Raw genomic sequence first — 15,936 nt, forward strand, 5'->3', positions numbered from 1 at the left:
ATGGTTCGGACCGAAAGCGACGTCGGTAGCAATGCTGCCTCTTGGCAGCTTCGTGGCCGTCCGCGCCGCTCTCGGTTTTCTCGCCGGCCAGCCATTGCTCCAGAAGTTCCGGATTTTCGTGGATACGCTTCTTGGCCGCACCTATAGGTTCCGCGCCACCCGCCTCTATTTAGGACCGGAAATCGACCCCGGTGTTCCCTGGACCTGGCAATGGGAGAAGCGGAGCCGATAGCTCCGGCCCATCGTTAAGAAAAAAGAAGCCAAGCCTCCGCTGCAATAGCGTGCTTCGAGGCTCGTGGGGTTTCCTCTCCTTCATGCTTGTAGTTCGCCGAGGATGGCCTCGGCGGTGGCCACATCCGTGACGACTGCATTGATCAGTTTTGCTCTGACCGCGCCGATGATTGCCTTCGCCTTTGCCGGTGATACGGCAACGCCGATGACGAGTGGCACGGCCCGCATTTGGGCCGGCGAAACGGCGATCAGGCTGTTGTTGCCATCCCATGGCAATATGGTGCCGTCCTCGTCGAAATAATGCCGGATGACATCCCCCGCGACATGGGTGAGGGCCCGTTCGCTGGACGTAACGGTGCCGGCATGGATGGGGTCGACGGTATGCGGCAGTCCAACCCCCACCAGGGCAACGTCGATATGGTCCCAAAGGGTAATGAGCTCGCGGACGGCAGGATCGCTCACAAAGGCATCGCGATACTGAGGGGCCGGCAAATAGGGCGCAAAGATGAATTTTGGTTCGCCACCAAGCTGTTCGGCCGCCTGGCGCACGAACTCGTTGATCTGGAAATGTGGCGCTGCTTGCTGGATACCGCCCGTTGCAGGCACCGTGATCACGCCGGGAATACGCGGCAGACCGGCTCGGATCACGCCGCGCACCGCTCGGCCCCAACCAATGGCGAGAACAGAGCCATCCTTCAGCCCCGCTTCCTTGAGAAGCGTGCCGACCGGCTGGGCAAGCGAATCCAGCAAGCCAATTTCAACGGTGTCCACCACGGCGGCTTGCTTGAGGCCGAGAGCGTTTATCAAGTCGCGCCTGATCTCCTCTGGCGCAACGAAGTCGCGAATCTCGATGCGCACGATCCCTTCCTCCCGCGCTCTTCGAAGCAAGCGGGAGATGGTGGCGGTCGAGAGTTGCAGGCGCCGTGCGATCTCGACTTGTGAGAGATCCGATTCATAGTGCAGGCGCGCCACCAGATGCAGCGTCTTACGCGTGGCCGACCCATCCATGGAAGCATTCTCAGACAGGTTGCAATTCCTTTCAGAAATATGTTACACGTCGCTTTGTGAAACAAGAGGCATCGCGTTCTTTCAGGCAGGACACGAGCCGTGCAGCATATTTGCGTCTTGTTCAACGCAAATCGATCAGAGCCGCAGGTCTCTTACGTCGTTGCAAGCGTAAGGGCATGGTCAAACGCGTCCGGCGCTCGGCCGTGAGCACAGATATTAGGAGAGGGTCTCATGACCAGGATGACGACGTCGGAGCTTCGCGGTTACCAGCAGATCTGCGCCCCCAATGGAATGATGATGGTTATTGCCTGCGACCAGCGTGGCGGCATGCGCTCCTTGTTGGCGAACGACCCGGCCGAACAGGCCAAGATCAGTGACGCGACGCTGGGCGAAACCAAATCCGACATCGTCCAATATCTGGCGAGTGCGGCTTCCTGCGTGCTGCTCGATCCGATCTGTGCCGTCCCCAAGGTGGTGGATGACGGCGTACTTGCCCGCGATGTGGCCCTCCTGATCGGCCTCGATGCGTCTGGGTTCGACAAGACGCCGGAAGGCTATCGCTTGTCGCGCCTGGTTCCTGGAATCGATGCCCGCCATGTGCGCGCGATGGGGGGCACGGGCGGCAAGATCATGGTGTATCTTCGTGCGGATCGGCCCGAGGCCAATATCCATAACATCGACATTCTGCGCCGTTGCATTGAGGACTTCGCGCGTGAAGATCTCCTGCTGGTGGTCGAATTCCTGACCTATGAACTGCCGGGTGAAAGCCGCGAGGACTATGTCGCCAAGGTGCCCGAACTGGTTCTGGAGGGAACCAGGATCTGTCTGGACTGCGGCTCGAAGGTCTTGAAGCTGCCCTATCCGGGCACGGCGGAAGCTTGTGCCGGCGTCACTCGTCTCGCCGGTGCGGTACCATGGGCGGTTTTGTCGGCAGGCGTCGATCACTCGACCTTCCTTGGTCAAGTCGAGACGGCCATGAGAAACGGGGCTTCGGGAGTCATTGCCGGTCGTGCCCTGTGGAAGGACTGCATCTCGCTCGACCGCAAGGAGACGGCCGACCGTCTCTCGACAATTGCGGTCCCGCGCCTGCGCGAAATTCAGGCTGTGGTCGCCCGCTACGCCGGCAAAGCCGCGCAAGCTGCCTGACGGGCCAGCCTGTCATGCATAAGCCCCCTTTGGCGATCGGCATCGATATTGGCGGAACCAATGTGCGGGCTGCTTGCATCGATGCATCCGGACAGATCCTGGAGCGCCTCGTTGAAAGGACATTGCGAGATCCGACGGCGCTGACCTCCCGCCTCATTGCCCTGATTAGGGCCCTCGACAGGCCTGGCATTACAGCGGTTGGCATCGGTGTTCCCGGGCGAGTCGATGCGCGCCGCAATCAGGTGCTCTCGGGCGGATATGTCGACCTGTCCACCATACCGCTTGCCGAAGCGATCGAGCGCGAGACCGGCAAAAGCGCCTTCATCGACAATGATTGCAACATGGCGCTTGTCGGCGAGATTGCCGCGGGCGCCGCCCGCGACTGTCGCCATGTGGCGATGCTGACGATTGGCACCGGTATCGGCGGCGCAGTGGTGCTGGACGGGACCGTGATGCGGGGGCAGCGCAGCGCCGGCCAACTTGGCCATGTGACAGTCGATCTTGGCGGCACCGTCTGCAATTGTGGCCGGATCGGTTGCGTCGAGACCACCAGTTCCGGCACGGCTCTCGGCCGCCATATCGCCGCCGCCGGACTCGCGGTTGGAACGAGCGCGGACGAGGTTCTTGCTCTCGCGCGCAGCGGAGACGCGAGGGCAACAGGGGTGATCGAGGCTTGGGCGGTGCCGCTCAGGGCTGCGATCGACAGCATTGTCGCCAGCGTGGATCCCGAACTCTTCCTGCTCGGCGGCGGGTTGGGCGCAACGGCATGCGCGGCATTGGAATGGGCCCCGGCCCTGTCGCCATGGTATCAATGCCCGGTCAGGCCTGCCGTTTTGGGCGATGACGCCGGTGTCATTGGTGCAGCATTGGCTGGAATGAAGGATGATCTGTTTTCGCCATGAAGAAGGCTATCTTGGTCAATGGCGTGCCGGCGACCGGCAAGAGTAGCGTTGCCCGCTTTGTAGCGGACGCACGCGGATGGCCAATCCTTGCGCTGGATAGCGTGAAGGAGCCTTTTTTCGACCATCTCGGCGTCGGGGATCGCGAGTTCAATCGCAAGTTGGGACGAGCGAGCTATCAGGCGATATGGTCGATCGTGAGAGATGCTCCCGATGGCATGATCTTCATCGTCGATGCCTGGTTCGGTTTTCAGCCCCGCGATGTGCTGGAGGCCCATCTTGTTCGCGCAGGGGTCGGCAGCACGGCGGAAGTATGGTGCCATGCACCGCCGGAAATCCTCGTCGAACGCTATCGCCAACGGCTCGATATGCGCCATGCTGGACATCCGGGCGAAGCCTTCCTGCCCGAACTTGATGCGCTTGCCAGGCGGGCGGAGCCATTGCAGCGCGGCCCGATCTTCGACGTCGATACCACGCAACCGCTCGATCACGAACGGCTGCTTGGCTGGATTGACGAAGTCGTCGGGTGAAGCATCACCAGATCGTGTAGCCACAATCCACCACGAGGGTCGTTCCCGTGATGGCACTGGAGGCGTCCGAAGCAAGAAACAGGATGGCCGAGGCGATTTCGTCCGGTCTTGCCACGCGCTTCATCGGCGTCATTTCCATCCAGGTCGGAAAGCGCTCGAGGTCAGTGAAGCTGGTGTTCGACATCGGCGTGTCGACATAAGTTGGTGCAACGGAATTCACGCGTACGCCCCGCTCGGCCCATTCACCGCCAAGGGACTTGGATAGATGATGCACGGCCGCTTTGGCTGCGTTGTAATGGGCCTGCCGCTGGGGCTTGTTGGAGATCAGGCCCGACATCGAGCCCAGCGTGACGATCGAGCCAAAGCCCCGCTCGAGCATCGGCTTGGCGAATTCCCGGCATGACCAGTAGACGCCATTGAGATCGACGTCGATGATCCGGTTCCAGATCTCGTCCGGAATGGCTTCGCCGGGCGTGTCAGGCCAGGCAATGCCTGCATTGGCGATGAGAATGTCGACACCGCCATGCTTGCTGTTGGCTTGGGCTGCTGCTTGGGCGACCTCGCCAGGCTTGGTGACGTCCAGGACCACGCAGTCAACCTTGTGTCCGGCTTCGTCGAGATGGGCGCGAGCACTGGCCAGCAGCTCTGCATTGTAATCGGAGATCACCACCGTCGCTCCGGCTTCCAGCAAGGCTTCGGCCGACGCCAGGCCAATGCCGCGGCCGCCGCCGGTGATGAAAGCGGTCCGGCCTTCGAGGCTGTATTTATCAAGGTACATCAGTGCATTCCTGAGAGCATGGGGATCATCACCCCACCCTATGCGGCGAGGGGATTTCTGCGCAGTGAAGGCAGCGCGGTGCCGTCCTGCCGAAAAAGATGGGCCGTGGCAGGCTTAAAGGTGATTGCAACGCGGTCATGTACCCTCGAGGTATCGGCACCATCGGCTTGAACGATGAAGAGGTTGTCGGGTGTGACCTGAACGTAGAGGAAGGTTTGGCCGCCCAGACGCTCGACAACCATCACCTCACCAGAGAGCTGTCCGCCCTCCGATCTTGTTAGATGTTCGGGTCTGATACCGAGCGTTAGCGTCTCGCCGCTGGCAACACTGCCGCCCGAGGCGGGCACGGTGAGGGCCGCGCCGCCCGGCAACGCCACTTTGACGCCGTCTGCCGAGACGCCGTCGACCGCTACCTCGATGAAATTCATCGTGGGCGAACCGATGAAACCGGCCACGAAGCGATTATGTGGGTGATGGTAGAGCTCCAGCGGCGTGCCTACCTGTTCGATCACACCGTCACGCAACACGACGATCTTGTCGGCCAAAGTCATGGCCTCTACCTGGTCATGGGTCACATAGATCATGGTGACGCCGAGGTCTTCATGCAGGCGCGCCAATTCGATGCGCATCTGCACCCGAAGGGCTGCGTCGAGGTTCGAAAGTGGCTCGTCGAACAGGAAGACCTTGGGCTGGCGCACCATGGCGCGGCCGATGGCGACCCGTTGGCGCTGACCGCCGGAGAGCTGGCGCGGCTTGCGGTCGAGAAGGTGGTCGAGATGCAGGAGGCGAGCCACGGCGCCGACCTTGGCATCCCGCTCGGCCTTGGCAACGCCGGCCAGGCGCAGCGCAAAATCCATGTTCTCGCGAACATTCATGTGCGGATAAAGGGCGTAGGTCTGGAAGACCATGGCGAGACCGCGCTCATCCGGCGGCACATCGTTGACGCGTGCTCCATCGATGGACAGGTCGCCGGCGGAAATCTCCTCCAGCCCGGCAATCAGGCGGAGCAGGGTTGACTTGCCGCACCCGGACGGCCCGACGAAGACGCAGAATTCCTTGTCGGCGATATGAAGGTCGACGCCCTTGATGACGTCGACGGCGCCGAAGGACTTTCGGATGCCCTTGAGGCTGAGTTCTGCCATGTCGTGTCCTCACAAAGGGAAATTGGGGGTCATTTCACGGCGCCGAAGGTGAGGCCGCGGACAAGCTGGCGCTGCGTCATCCAGCCGAAGATCAGAATTGGCGCCACCGCCAGGGTCGAGGCTGCCGACAGCTTGGCCCAGAACAGGCCTTCGGGGCTGGAGAAGGAGGCGATGAAGGCGGTCAGCGGCCCCGCCTGCGAGGCGGTGAGATTGAGGCTCCAGAACGCCTCGTTCCAGCACAGGATGATCGAGAGAAGAGCGGTGGAAGCAATGCCGGGCAGGGTCAGCGGTAGAAGGAGATGGCGGATCTGCGCGCCGACACGGGCGCCGTCCATGCGGCCCGCTTCCAGGATCTCATGCGGCACGTCCTTGAAGAAGGAATAGAGCATCCACACCACGATGGGCAGGTTCGACAGGGTGAAGAGGATGACGAGGCCTATGCGGGTGTCGAGCAGGCCGGTGTCGCGAAAGAGCAGATACATCGGCACCAGCACGCCGACTGCGGGCATCATTTTCGTCGACAGCATCCAGAGCAGGAGATCCTTGGTCCGACTGGTTGGAAAAAAGGCGGCTGCATAGGCTGCCGGCACGGCCAGCGCGAGAGAGATTGCCGTAGCGCCGAGCGATTCCAGGATGCTGTTGAGCGCGTAGGCGAAGTAGTTCGCGCGTGCATTGACCTCGACGAAATTCTCGAGCGTCGGCCGGAAGAACAATTCGGGTGGGCCGACGGCGTCGATCTCCGTCTTGAAGGCTGCCAGCAGCATCCAGAAGATCGGGAAGAACATCACGAGTGCCCCGAGCCAGCCGACGACGCCGGCCAGCACCACCCGCCTTCTTGATCCACGCATTGCCATACTCAGGTCTCCAGGTTGCGGGCGACGGTGCGCACCAGGAAGGCGGCGACGATGTTGGCGAGCACGATGGCGATGACGCCGCCGGCGGAGGCGCCGCCAACATCCCATTGCAGCAAGGCCTTGAGATAGATGAAGTAGGTCAGATTGGTGGTCGCATTGCCCGGCCCGCCCGAGGTGGTGACCAGGATCTCGGCAAAGACGGACAGCAGGAAGATCGTCTCGATCATCACCACCACCGAGATCGGTCTCAAAAGGTGCGGCAGGACGATGAACCAGAACATGGTGGGGCCCTTGGCCCCGTCCATCCGCGCTGCTTCCATCTGTTCGCGGTCGAGCGACTGCATGGCCGTGATGAGGATGAGGGTGGCAAAGGGAATCCATTGCCAGGCTACGATCATGATGACGGACAGCATCGGGACCTGGCTGAACCAGTCCACCACGCCGAGCCCGAGTGATCGCGTGATCCAGGCGAACAACCCGTTGACGGGATGCATCAGCAGGTTTTTCCAGATCAGTGCCGCCACTGTTGGCATGATGAAGAAGGGGGCGATGACCAGGAGGCGGGCGATATTGCGCCCCGGGAACTCGACGTCATAGACGACGGCGAAAAGCACGCCGAAGATCACGGTCGCCGCCAGCACCGAGCCGACCAGGATGATCGTGTTGACGATCGAGATCCAAAGCGTCTTGTTCAGCAGCAGGAACTTGTAGTTGTTGATGCCGGCAAAGCCTGTGATCAGCGGGTTTTGCAGGTTGTAGCGCTGGAAGGAAAACCACAGCGTCATCACCAGCGGGACGATCATCCAGAGCAGCAGGACACTGACTGCCGGAGCCAGGAGAGGGCCGGTGCGCACAGCCCGCCGGCTTGTGGATGTCTGGAACATGGGCCCTCGTGGCTTTGGTTGAAGGCATGCGGATAGAAGGGCTCCGGGCGGGGAGAGCGCCCGGAGCCCTGGCAGGACAGGCGGTTACTGGATGTAGCCGGCCTGTTGCATGGTTTGAGTGACCTCGTCCTGTGCTGCACCCAGGGCAGCATCTTCCGTCTGCTGTCCGGCGAGGATGGACGCGATGGCCTGGCCGACCGAGGTGCCGATGGCCTGGAACTCAGGGATCGCAACGAACTGGATTCCCTTGTACGGAACCGGTTCCTTGGTGGCATTCGTGGGATCGGCGGTCAGGATCGCCTTGAGGACCATGCCGGCGAAGGGCGCAGCCTTCTTGTACTCCGGATTGTCGTAGGTCGACTGGCGGGTGCCGGGCGGTGCGGCAACCCAGCCGGCGGTCTCGCCGACCCGCTTCACATACTCCTTGGACGTCGCCCATTTCACGAAGGATTTGGCCGTGTCGAGGTTCTTGGTGGAAGAAGGAACGGCCAACGACCAGGCCCAGAACCAGCCATTGCCTTTTGGCGATACGTTGACGGGCGGCTGGGCGAAGGCCAGGACATCCCCGACCTTGGATGTCGCCTTGTTGTAGAGTCGTCCGGCTGCCGACGTCGCATCGACCCAGATTGCGCATTTTCCGCTTGCGAACAGGGCCTGGTTTTCGTTGAATCCATTGGATGTCGCGCCGGGCGGGCCGTCGCGCTTCAGAAGATCCACATAGAAGCCGATCGCCTTCTTCCATGGATCGGATGTCAGCTGCGGCTTCCACTCCATGTCGAACCAGCGACCGCCGAAGGTGTTCACGATGGTCGTGATCAGGCCCATATTCTCGCCCCAGCCGGGCTTGCCGCGAAGGCAAATACCATACTGCTCTTTCGACTTGTCGGTGAGCTTGTCGGCGAATTGTGCGATCTGGTCCCAGGTCGGCTGCTCGGGCATCGTCAGCCCGGCTTTTTCGAACAGGTCCTTGCGGTAGAGTGTGAAAGAACTCTCCGCATAGAAGGGCAGGGCGTAAAGCTTGCCATCGACCGACAAGCCATTGCGCAACGGCTCGAACACGTCCTTGTAGTCATAGTCGTCGCCAAGATCGTTCAATGATGCGAGCCAGCCGGCCTTGCCCCAGATCGGCGTCTCATAGGCACCGATGGTGACGATATCGAATTGGCCTGCCTTGGTGGCGATGTCCGTGGTCACGCGCTGGCGCAGCACGTTTTCTTCCAACACAACCCAGTTGACCTTGTTGCCTGTGGCCTTCTCCCACTCAGACGACAGCTTTTGCATGATGATCATGTCGTCATTGTTGACGGTTGCAACCGTGATGGTTTCAGCCCGCGCGGCAACACCCGCCAGCAAGAGCGCTGTTAGCGACAGGCCGATCTTGGCCAAGAATCTCATGGGTTCCTCCATTGGCGACAATCTGTTTGATTGTTGTTGTCGTGTAGCGCGCGTCGGGCCTCTCGGTCGGCGTCGGTCGCACCGCTACGATCACGTCCGAGCGTGATGGCCCCCGTTTTGGGACATCACGGCTTGCACTGCGTTCGCGGCTGAGCGGTTGCCGTGAACGCAAGGTATGTAACATATTTCCGAAATAAATTGCAACGAACAAGATTCATAAGATCGCCTCCGATGGCGTCGGCGTGACAACCTGGCTCTGACCCGCCACCCACGCTCTCGGAAAAGCCAGCCGAGCGAGCCGATGCTGCCTGTTGTCGAACTGGCGCTTGCCCAGCGAGCGGTCGGGGCGGCAACCGCTCTAAATCAACGCTCTAGGCAAACCCGCGCTTCCCCGATGCAGGTGGGATGCGTAATGTGTTGCTGAAACAAATTTCATGTACTATTTGAACTTTGGAAGGCCTTTTGATCGCCGTCCAGGACCCATCCCGATGCAGATTGCAGGATCGAATTGATCCGTCATGTAGCTAGGAGTTTCAATTATGAAGGGCTTGGATAAAGAGCACGTTTTCTTTGCCGGCACCGGAATAATTGCAAGGGAGTACAATATAGAGTGAATAAAATCGCTGTCCTCTTCGACTGAGTGTCGAATGTTTCCCTTCAATCTGATCTTTATGAAGTGATGAATTGCATCGGGTAAACGTCCAACGCTTTTTAAAAATAAAATATCTGCTCTCCAGGAGGTGACATTGTCTATTGAACTGCAAGGAAAAACGGCTATCGTCACTGGTGCCGCTTCGGGCATTGGACTGGCAACATGCGAAGCTCTGATGAAGGCGGGCGTCACAGTGGTCATGGTCGATCGCAACGCCGCAGCGCTGGATGAGTTGGTGGCAAGTTCGAACGGAAAGGCCATTGCCCAGGTAACAGATCTTCTGGACGCCGCCAGTTGTGCCGCGATGATTCCGGAAGTCATCGCCAAAGTTGGCAGGATCGACATCCTCTATTGCAATGCAGGTACTTATATCGGCGGCGATCTGGTGGACACCGATGCATTGACCATCGACAGAATGCTCAATCTCAACGTGAATGCCGTGATGAAGAACGTTCATGCTGTCCTGCCGCATATGATCGAACAGGGCGGTGGCGATATCATCGTGACGTCGTCGCTAGCAGGGCACTCCGCGATCAAGCATGAGCCGGTCTATTCGGCCTCCAAATGGGCAATCACATGCTTTACCCAGACCGTGCGGCGACAGGTCAACAAGCACGGCATTCGAGTATCGCAGGTTTCGCCAGGACCGGTGATCTCGGCATTGCTGTCGGATTGGGAGCCGGATCGGCTGCAGGCCGCAAAAGACGCCGGTGCGTTGATCGAGCCTTCCGAAGTGGCAGAGGCGGTTGTCTATATACTCAGCCGCCCCCGCAACGTCACAATTCATGACATGATAGTGTTGCCGACAAACGTTGATGCCTAGAGTAAAAGGGCTTTTCTTCGAAGCGCCATTTTACTCTAACTCTTTGTTCCGTCGCGTGTTCTTAATCGAAAAATCTGTCAACTTTTCTGGAAAACGCTTTGGGTATCCAAGGCTGCCTTGGATCAATGGAGGGTGGCTCTTCCACGACATGGAAGCACACCTTCAAACCGGCTTCTTGGCTCTTGAGGCAGCGATTAGACGCTGAATTGCTGCTTCAAGCGTTGCCGACGGCTCGCCGTGCCGCCACGGCATTGGGCGGATGTCTCAACGAGCTCGAGCGGTGACTTGTTGCCGGATCGAGCCATGGGCCCGAATTCCGCGACATCCCATCCTTACGATTTCGGCGGCGTGATCCCCATCTCCACCATGTCCTTGAAGCGGTCGCCGATCCGTGGATGCATGCGGCCGCCATCGGCGGCGCCGATCGCAATCAGGATCTCGCCGCGGTCCGGCGCGTCGCTGACCGAGAAATTCAGGGTGATGAAGTGCGAACGCTGGCCCACCGTTGTCTTATGGGTCATGGGCAGGGACACCTGGGCGCCGGCCGGTCCACGCGTGTTGGTGAAGCTCAGATAGCTGGTCCCGCCGGCCGCTTCACGGAAGACGTTGCCGAAGCGCAGCGTATGGATCAGGGCCGAGCCATGCTCGATCTCACCGGCCAGGCCGACGATGGCCGACTTGCCATAAGCCTCGATCCGGTCTTTGGGGCACAATTCGAGCAGGCGAGGAACCAGCGCGCCCGCCAGCTTCGGTGCCACGTCGAGGACCACCGGGCGCAGATCCTCCACGAATTCAAGTCCTTCCCAGGGGTTCTTGATGATGGCTGCCACTGCGCTCGCCAATATCGGCATGGGGCCGGCCTTGCCACCTTCGATGAACACCTCTTCGGCGTGGCGAACGATCTTTCGGATTTCCAGACTCATGATATTCCTTCGTCACTCGGCTCTGGCCGGAGGGCTTTGCATCACGGCAGCCGCCGCCGGCATGGCACAGGACGCTACAGGCTTGTTCAAGAGCTCTCCTCCTATGAAGCGGAGGAGATTGCCGCATTGAAATCCTTCGACAGTGATGATGGGGTCCGCTAGTTGAGCCTCAACGGAACTCGGGAGGGTCTGATGAACGTCATCGATCGGCCGCTGTCGCGCACGCTCAGGGATATCGCCAGCCTGATCAATTCCGGTGGCGATCTCGGCACCACGCTGCTGCATCTCGTCAAGGCGGGCTGCTACAATACGGTCTGGTCCATGGGCGGTGTCATGAGTGTCGACGAAGGCAGTGGCGACGCCGTTGTCCTGGCCCGGCACGATCCCAATCGGCTCGGCACGCTGTATCGCGACCGCTGGACCCTCGCCACCAGCCCCTCCCTCATCGCACTGACCACCAACGAGCCCGTGATCATCCGTGATGCGCAGGTGGCATCGGAGTTTCCGGGATATCAGGAGGAGGCCATTGAGCGTGGCTACCATACCGTCGTGGTGCTGCCGCTCGGCTGCCGCGACATGGAGGGGCGGGCCATGGTCCTGTCGGTCAAGTCGCGCAGCATCGTCGAGCCCTCGGATGCAGACCTCGCCTTTCTGGAGACGATTGCCCATCTCGGTGCCATCGCCGTCGATCGATCCAACCGGCTGCAGGCCGAGCGCCGCGCCGCTGAACGTCTGCAGAATGTGCTCGCCGCCCATTCTGCCCTGATGCAGAAGGTCCTGTCGGACGGATCGGTTGCTTCGGCGGCCGCTCTGGTCGAGACCTTCATGCACCATCCCACGGTCGTGGTCGACCTGACGGCAAATCTCGTCGTCACGGGACGTTCGCCCAAGCCCGAGACATTCGACGACGAACGGTGGCGCGAGGAGGTGAATGCCGGGGTCAATCGCCAGCTCCTGCGCATTGCCCGCGAAGTCGCCGGCAACACGCGCTCCGAACATGCCAAGCTCTATCTCAATGTCTGCGGGCAGCATCTCAACCTGCCGGCCATGGTCGAACCGCTCAGGGTCGATGAGAGAATGGTTGGCGCCTTGGTCGTCTTTTCTCGCGGTGCCGATTTCGGCGATCTCGACCATCTACTGCTCGAGAGCGCTAAATCAGCCTTGAGCGTGCAGATGATGCGCAGCCATCTGCGCTTCCAGACGGAGTCGAAGACGGCCAGCGAACTGTTCGCCGAGATCGTCTCCGGCGACTGGCGCAATCCGGATGATCTGGTTGCTCGTGCCCGCCGCCTCGACATCGACATGGCGGCGCCGGCCAGGCTCATCGCCATCGGCTTGCCTCGCCAGGCCGGCATGGACGACGGCGCGCTGGAGGAACTGCATCGCTCCATTGCCAGGCTGGCAGCGCAACAGGGCCAAACCGCCACGGTGGCCAATCTCGACGGCATCATCCTGTGCCGCGTGCCGGGCGGAGCCCGCGACAGTGAGAACACTGCCAAGTTGCTGGTGCGCAAAATCATCGATGAAACCCAGTGGCTGCTGGGCTGCAAGCCGATCGTGGTGATCGGCAGGACCTGCAGCGGCCTGCAGGAACATCGGCAGATCTGGCAGGAATGCGCGCGCATGATCCGGCTCGGGATACGATTCAACCGCACCGGTTTGTTGGCTTCCCAGGACTTTGGTCCCTTCCCGTTGTTGCTCTCGGCCGCCGACACCGACGAGGTTCGCGCGTTTCTCAATGTCACCATCGGTGCCGTATCCCGTCATGATGCCGAGCATGGCACCGGATACATCCCGACCCTGGCTGCCTATCTGGAGAGCGGCTGTCGCAGCCAGGCATGCGCCGATGCGATGGGCCTTCACGTGACCACGCTGCGCTATCGCCTCGGCCGCATCCAGGAACTGTTCGGAATCGAAATCGACACACCCGAGCGGCGATTTGCGCTGGAACTGGCCCTGCGGCTGAACGAGACCCTGTCGCAGGATGCGCTCATGTGACCCGCTGCTTCTTCACCTAGGAGGATGAGGGAACTCTCTCCTGCGGAACGCAGGAAGAAGCCCTCGCCCGCCGTCCCTATCCTTTCCGGAAGCTGGAAAGGCAGGGCGCATGGTGACCACGACTGAACAAGAGCAAAGCCCGATCGATCCCGTCGAATTGCGCAGGGCATTCGGCACCTTCGTGACCGGTGTGACGGTCGTGACGACGCGCGAGGCGGATGGAACGCCGCGCGGCATGACCGCCAACTCCTTCACCTCGGTGTCGCTCGATCCGCCGCTCTTGCTCGTATGCATAGGAAAGAAAGCGAGCAGCTTTCCCGTCTTCAGCGACGCCGAGCATTTCGCGGTCAACGTCCTGCACGAGCACCAGAAGGATGTCGCGAGCGTTTTCGCTTCGAAGTCGGCGACCAAATTCGACGCGATCAACCACGACACAGTCCATACTGGTACGCCGGTCCTCACCGACAGTCTCACCTGGTTCGACTGCACCGTTCACGATCGCGTCGATGCCGGCGATCACATGATCCTGATCGGACATGTGCGCGCCTTCGGCACCAGCCCGGTTCCGCCGCTTGGCTTCTGCCGGGGCAGCTATGTCACCGTCGCGCACCCGATGCCCCAGGGCTGGACACCCTCGCATCGCATGATGATCGGCTATCTCGTCGAGCATGAGGGGCGCATCCTGCTGCGCGATGACGGCAGGGGCGGCTGGGAACTCCCAACGGCCAGGTACCGCAAGCCGGGCAACGAAGTCGCCCTTGACGACAAGGGGGCCGTCGCCCTCCTGACCGAGGAGGCATTCCTCTATTCGGTGTTCGATGTCGCCGACCGTGAGCCGGGCTACATCGTCTACCGGGGTGAATTGGCCGCCACGCTGCGGACGCTGCCCGAACTGCCGCGGTCGCTGACGTTCTTCGCCGCGGAAGACCTTCCCTGGGATCGGATCCCGGTGCGGCAGATCAGGGCCATGCTGCGCCGCTATCTGCAGGAGCGCAGCGAGGCCCGCTTCGGCATCTATGTCGACTCCAGCGCCGGAGGCCGCGTGGCGATGATCGATGGCGCGCCGCGCCCCTGGCGTGCGCCGAACGGCGTGACCGCCGATACCCTGATCACGAAAGGCTGATACGATGGAACTGACGCTGAAGGCGATCGAAGGGTCGCGCCAGGACCTGTATATCGCAGGCGAGCGTGTGGCACCGAGTTCGGGCCGCTACCTACCAAGCTATGATCCGACCACGGCCGAGCCCTGGTACATGGCAGCCGACGGTAACGCCGAGGATGTCGACGCCGCAGTCCAGGCCGCGAAGAAGGCCTTCAGGGATCCGGCCTGGCGCCGCATCACCCAAACCGAGCGTGGCAGGATGCTGCGCAGGCTTGCAGACCTCATCGCCGAGAACGCCGACGAACTGGCGGCGATCGAGATGCGCGACAATGGCAAGCTGCTCAAGGAAATGCGCGCCCAGATGCGCGCAGCACCCGACACTTATCTCTACTTTGCCGGCATGGCCGACAAGCTGCATGGCGAGACAATTCCCGTCAACAAGCTCGACATGCTGAATTTCACGCTGCGCGAGCCGATCGGCGTGATTGGCATGATCTCGCCCTGGAACTCGCCGCTCATGCTGCTGAGCGGTACTTTGGCGCCGTGCCTGGCGATCGGCAACACCATCGTCGCCAAGCCTTCCGAGCATACGTCGGCTTCGACATTGGCGCTGGCCGAACTGATCGACCGCGCCGGCTTTCCCCCCGGTGTCTTCAACGTGGTGACAGGCGGTGGTGCCACCGCGGGCGAGGCCCTGACCCTGCATCCCGACGTCGCCAAGATCACCTTCACCGGAAGCACCGCGACGGGACGGCGCATCGCCGCCAATGCCGCAGGCCGGCTTGTCTCCACCCAGATGGAACTCGGCGGCAAATCACCCCATGTCGTGTTCGGCGACGTCGATCTCGACCGGACCGTCAACGGCGTGGTCGCCGGCGTCTTTGCCGCGGCGGGCCAGACCTGCATCGCCGGATCGCGCTGCTTCGTGGAGGCAGCTATCTATGATGAGTTCCTCGAGCGGCTTGTCGAGCGGACGTCGCGCATCCGCATCGGCAACCCGGCCGTGGAGGACACCGAACTCGGGCCCTTGGCGCTGGAGGCCCAGCTCGCCAAGGTCGAGCAATATGTCGGCTATGGCGTCGCGGATGGGGCCCGCCTGGCGATTGGCGGTCGTCGTCCCCAGGACGAAGCACTTGCCAAGGGCTGGTACTACGAACCCACGGTGCTGGCTGAGGCCCGCAACGACATGCGCTTCATGCGCGACGAAATCTTCGGCCCGGTCGTCGGCGTCGTGCCGTTCCGCGACGAGGCCGAATTGCTCGCGCTCGCCAACGACACCAATTACGGCCTCGCAGCGGGCATCTGGACGCGCGATATCGACCGGGCCATGCGCTTTGCCCGCAATGTCGATGCCGGCACGGTGTGGATCAATACCTATCGCTCCGCTGCTTACATGTCGCCCTCCGGCGGCTTCAAGGAAAGCGGCTACGGCAAGCGCGGCGGCTTCGAGGTCATGCGCGAGTTCTCCCGCCTGAAGAACGTCGTCCTCGATTATTCCGGCGCCACCCAGGACCCGTTTGTCATCCGCCTGCGCTGACGGCCTTCGCGCATCGACGCGGCCGCATTATCTG

General features: G+C 61.4%; 14 protein-coding genes. 7 read left to right on the forward strand and 7 right to left on the reverse strand.

What is annotated here, in order from left to right; translation table 11 throughout:
• Positions 1–312: 312 nt before the first annotated feature.
• Entirely contained in the window at positions 313–1,239 is a 927-nt protein-coding gene (locus tag ACIGJE_RS26670) for a sugar-binding transcriptional regulator (RefSeq protein ID WP_394314489.1), read from the reverse strand.
• A gap of 231 nt (positions 1,240–1,470) precedes the next feature.
• On the opposite strand from ACIGJE_RS26670, the gene ACIGJE_RS26675 reads away from it, so the two are divergent.
• The 3 genes from ACIGJE_RS26675 to ACIGJE_RS26685 are packed head-to-tail and all read left to right on the forward strand — an operon-like array spanning position 1,471 to position 3,814.
• Positions 1,471–2,385, forward strand: coding sequence for a tagatose-bisphosphate aldolase (locus ACIGJE_RS26675; RefSeq protein ID WP_311939671.1), 915 nt, complete (start codon positions 1,471–1,473; stop codon positions 2,383–2,385).
• A 14-nt stretch (positions 2,386–2,399) separates the two neighbouring features.
• Positions 2,400–3,287, forward strand: coding sequence for an ROK family protein (locus tag ACIGJE_RS26680; RefSeq protein WP_311939670.1), 888 nt, complete (start codon positions 2,400–2,402; stop codon positions 3,285–3,287).
• Between the two features lie 11 nt (positions 3,288–3,298).
• Complete coding sequence (locus ACIGJE_RS26685; RefSeq protein ID WP_367625797.1) at positions 3,299–3,814, forward strand: P-loop nucleotide/nucleoside kinase family protein; 516 nt, start codon at positions 3,299–3,301, stop codon at positions 3,812–3,814.
• A 4-nt stretch (positions 3,815–3,818) separates the two neighbouring features.
• Here the strand turns inward: ACIGJE_RS26685 and ACIGJE_RS26690 are convergent, their stop codons facing one another.
• The 5 genes from ACIGJE_RS26690 to ACIGJE_RS26710 all read right to left on the reverse strand — a co-directional run bounded on the left by ACIGJE_RS26690 (position 3,819) and on the right by ACIGJE_RS26710 (position 8,867).
• Positions 3,819–4,592, reverse strand: a complete 774-nt coding sequence (locus tag ACIGJE_RS26690; protein ID WP_415082184.1) for an SDR family NAD(P)-dependent oxidoreductase — start codon at positions 4,590–4,592, stop codon at positions 3,819–3,821.
• A gap of 38 nt (positions 4,593–4,630) precedes the next feature.
• A complete protein-coding gene (locus tag ACIGJE_RS26695) occupies positions 4,631–5,734 on the reverse strand; it encodes an ABC transporter ATP-binding protein (RefSeq protein WP_415082182.1) in 1,104 nt (367 codons plus the stop codon).
• 29 nt (positions 5,735–5,763) lie between these two features.
• A complete protein-coding gene (locus tag ACIGJE_RS26700) occupies positions 5,764–6,588 on the reverse strand; it encodes a carbohydrate ABC transporter permease (protein WP_415082180.1) in 825 nt (274 codons plus the stop codon).
• Between the two features lie 2 nt (positions 6,589–6,590).
• Positions 6,591–7,472, reverse strand: a complete 882-nt coding sequence (locus ACIGJE_RS26705; protein WP_311939661.1) for a carbohydrate ABC transporter permease — start codon at positions 7,470–7,472, stop codon at positions 6,591–6,593.
• Between the two features lie 84 nt (positions 7,473–7,556).
• Positions 7,557–8,867 (reverse strand): ABC transporter substrate-binding protein, encoded by a 1,311-nt coding sequence (locus ACIGJE_RS26710; RefSeq protein ID WP_311939659.1) that lies wholly within the window; start codon positions 8,865–8,867, stop codon positions 7,557–7,559.
• 746 nt (positions 8,868–9,613) lie between these two features.
• On the opposite strand from ACIGJE_RS26710, the gene ACIGJE_RS26715 reads away from it, so the two are divergent.
• Positions 9,614–10,342, forward strand: a complete 729-nt coding sequence (locus ACIGJE_RS26715; RefSeq protein ID WP_311939657.1) for an SDR family oxidoreductase — start codon at positions 9,614–9,616, stop codon at positions 10,340–10,342.
• A 332-nt stretch (positions 10,343–10,674) separates the two neighbouring features.
• Here the strand turns inward: ACIGJE_RS26715 and ACIGJE_RS26720 are convergent, their stop codons facing one another.
• Positions 10,675–11,265, reverse strand: coding sequence for an amino acid synthesis family protein (locus ACIGJE_RS26720; RefSeq protein WP_483680870.1), 591 nt, complete (start codon positions 11,263–11,265; stop codon positions 10,675–10,677).
• A gap of 192 nt (positions 11,266–11,457) precedes the next feature.
• On the opposite strand from ACIGJE_RS26720, the gene ACIGJE_RS26725 reads away from it, so the two are divergent.
• From ACIGJE_RS26725 to ACIGJE_RS26735, 3 genes are all read left to right on the forward strand, one after another.
• A complete protein-coding gene (locus ACIGJE_RS26725; RefSeq protein WP_367625804.1) occupies positions 11,458–13,263 on the forward strand; it encodes a helix-turn-helix domain-containing protein in 1,806 nt (601 codons plus the stop codon).
• Positions 13,264–13,372: 109 nt separating this feature from the next.
• Positions 13,373–14,386 (forward strand): flavin reductase, encoded by a 1,014-nt coding sequence (locus ACIGJE_RS26730; protein WP_415082174.1) that lies wholly within the window; start codon positions 13,373–13,375, stop codon positions 14,384–14,386.
• A 4-nt stretch (positions 14,387–14,390) separates the two neighbouring features.
• Positions 14,391–15,902 (forward strand): aldehyde dehydrogenase, encoded by a 1,512-nt coding sequence (locus ACIGJE_RS26735; protein WP_367625806.1) that lies wholly within the window; start codon positions 14,391–14,393, stop codon positions 15,900–15,902.
• Positions 15,903–15,936: the final 34 nt, after the last annotated feature.

The sequence above is a fragment of the Labrys sp. E2SS-1L genome (assembly GCF_057073705.1).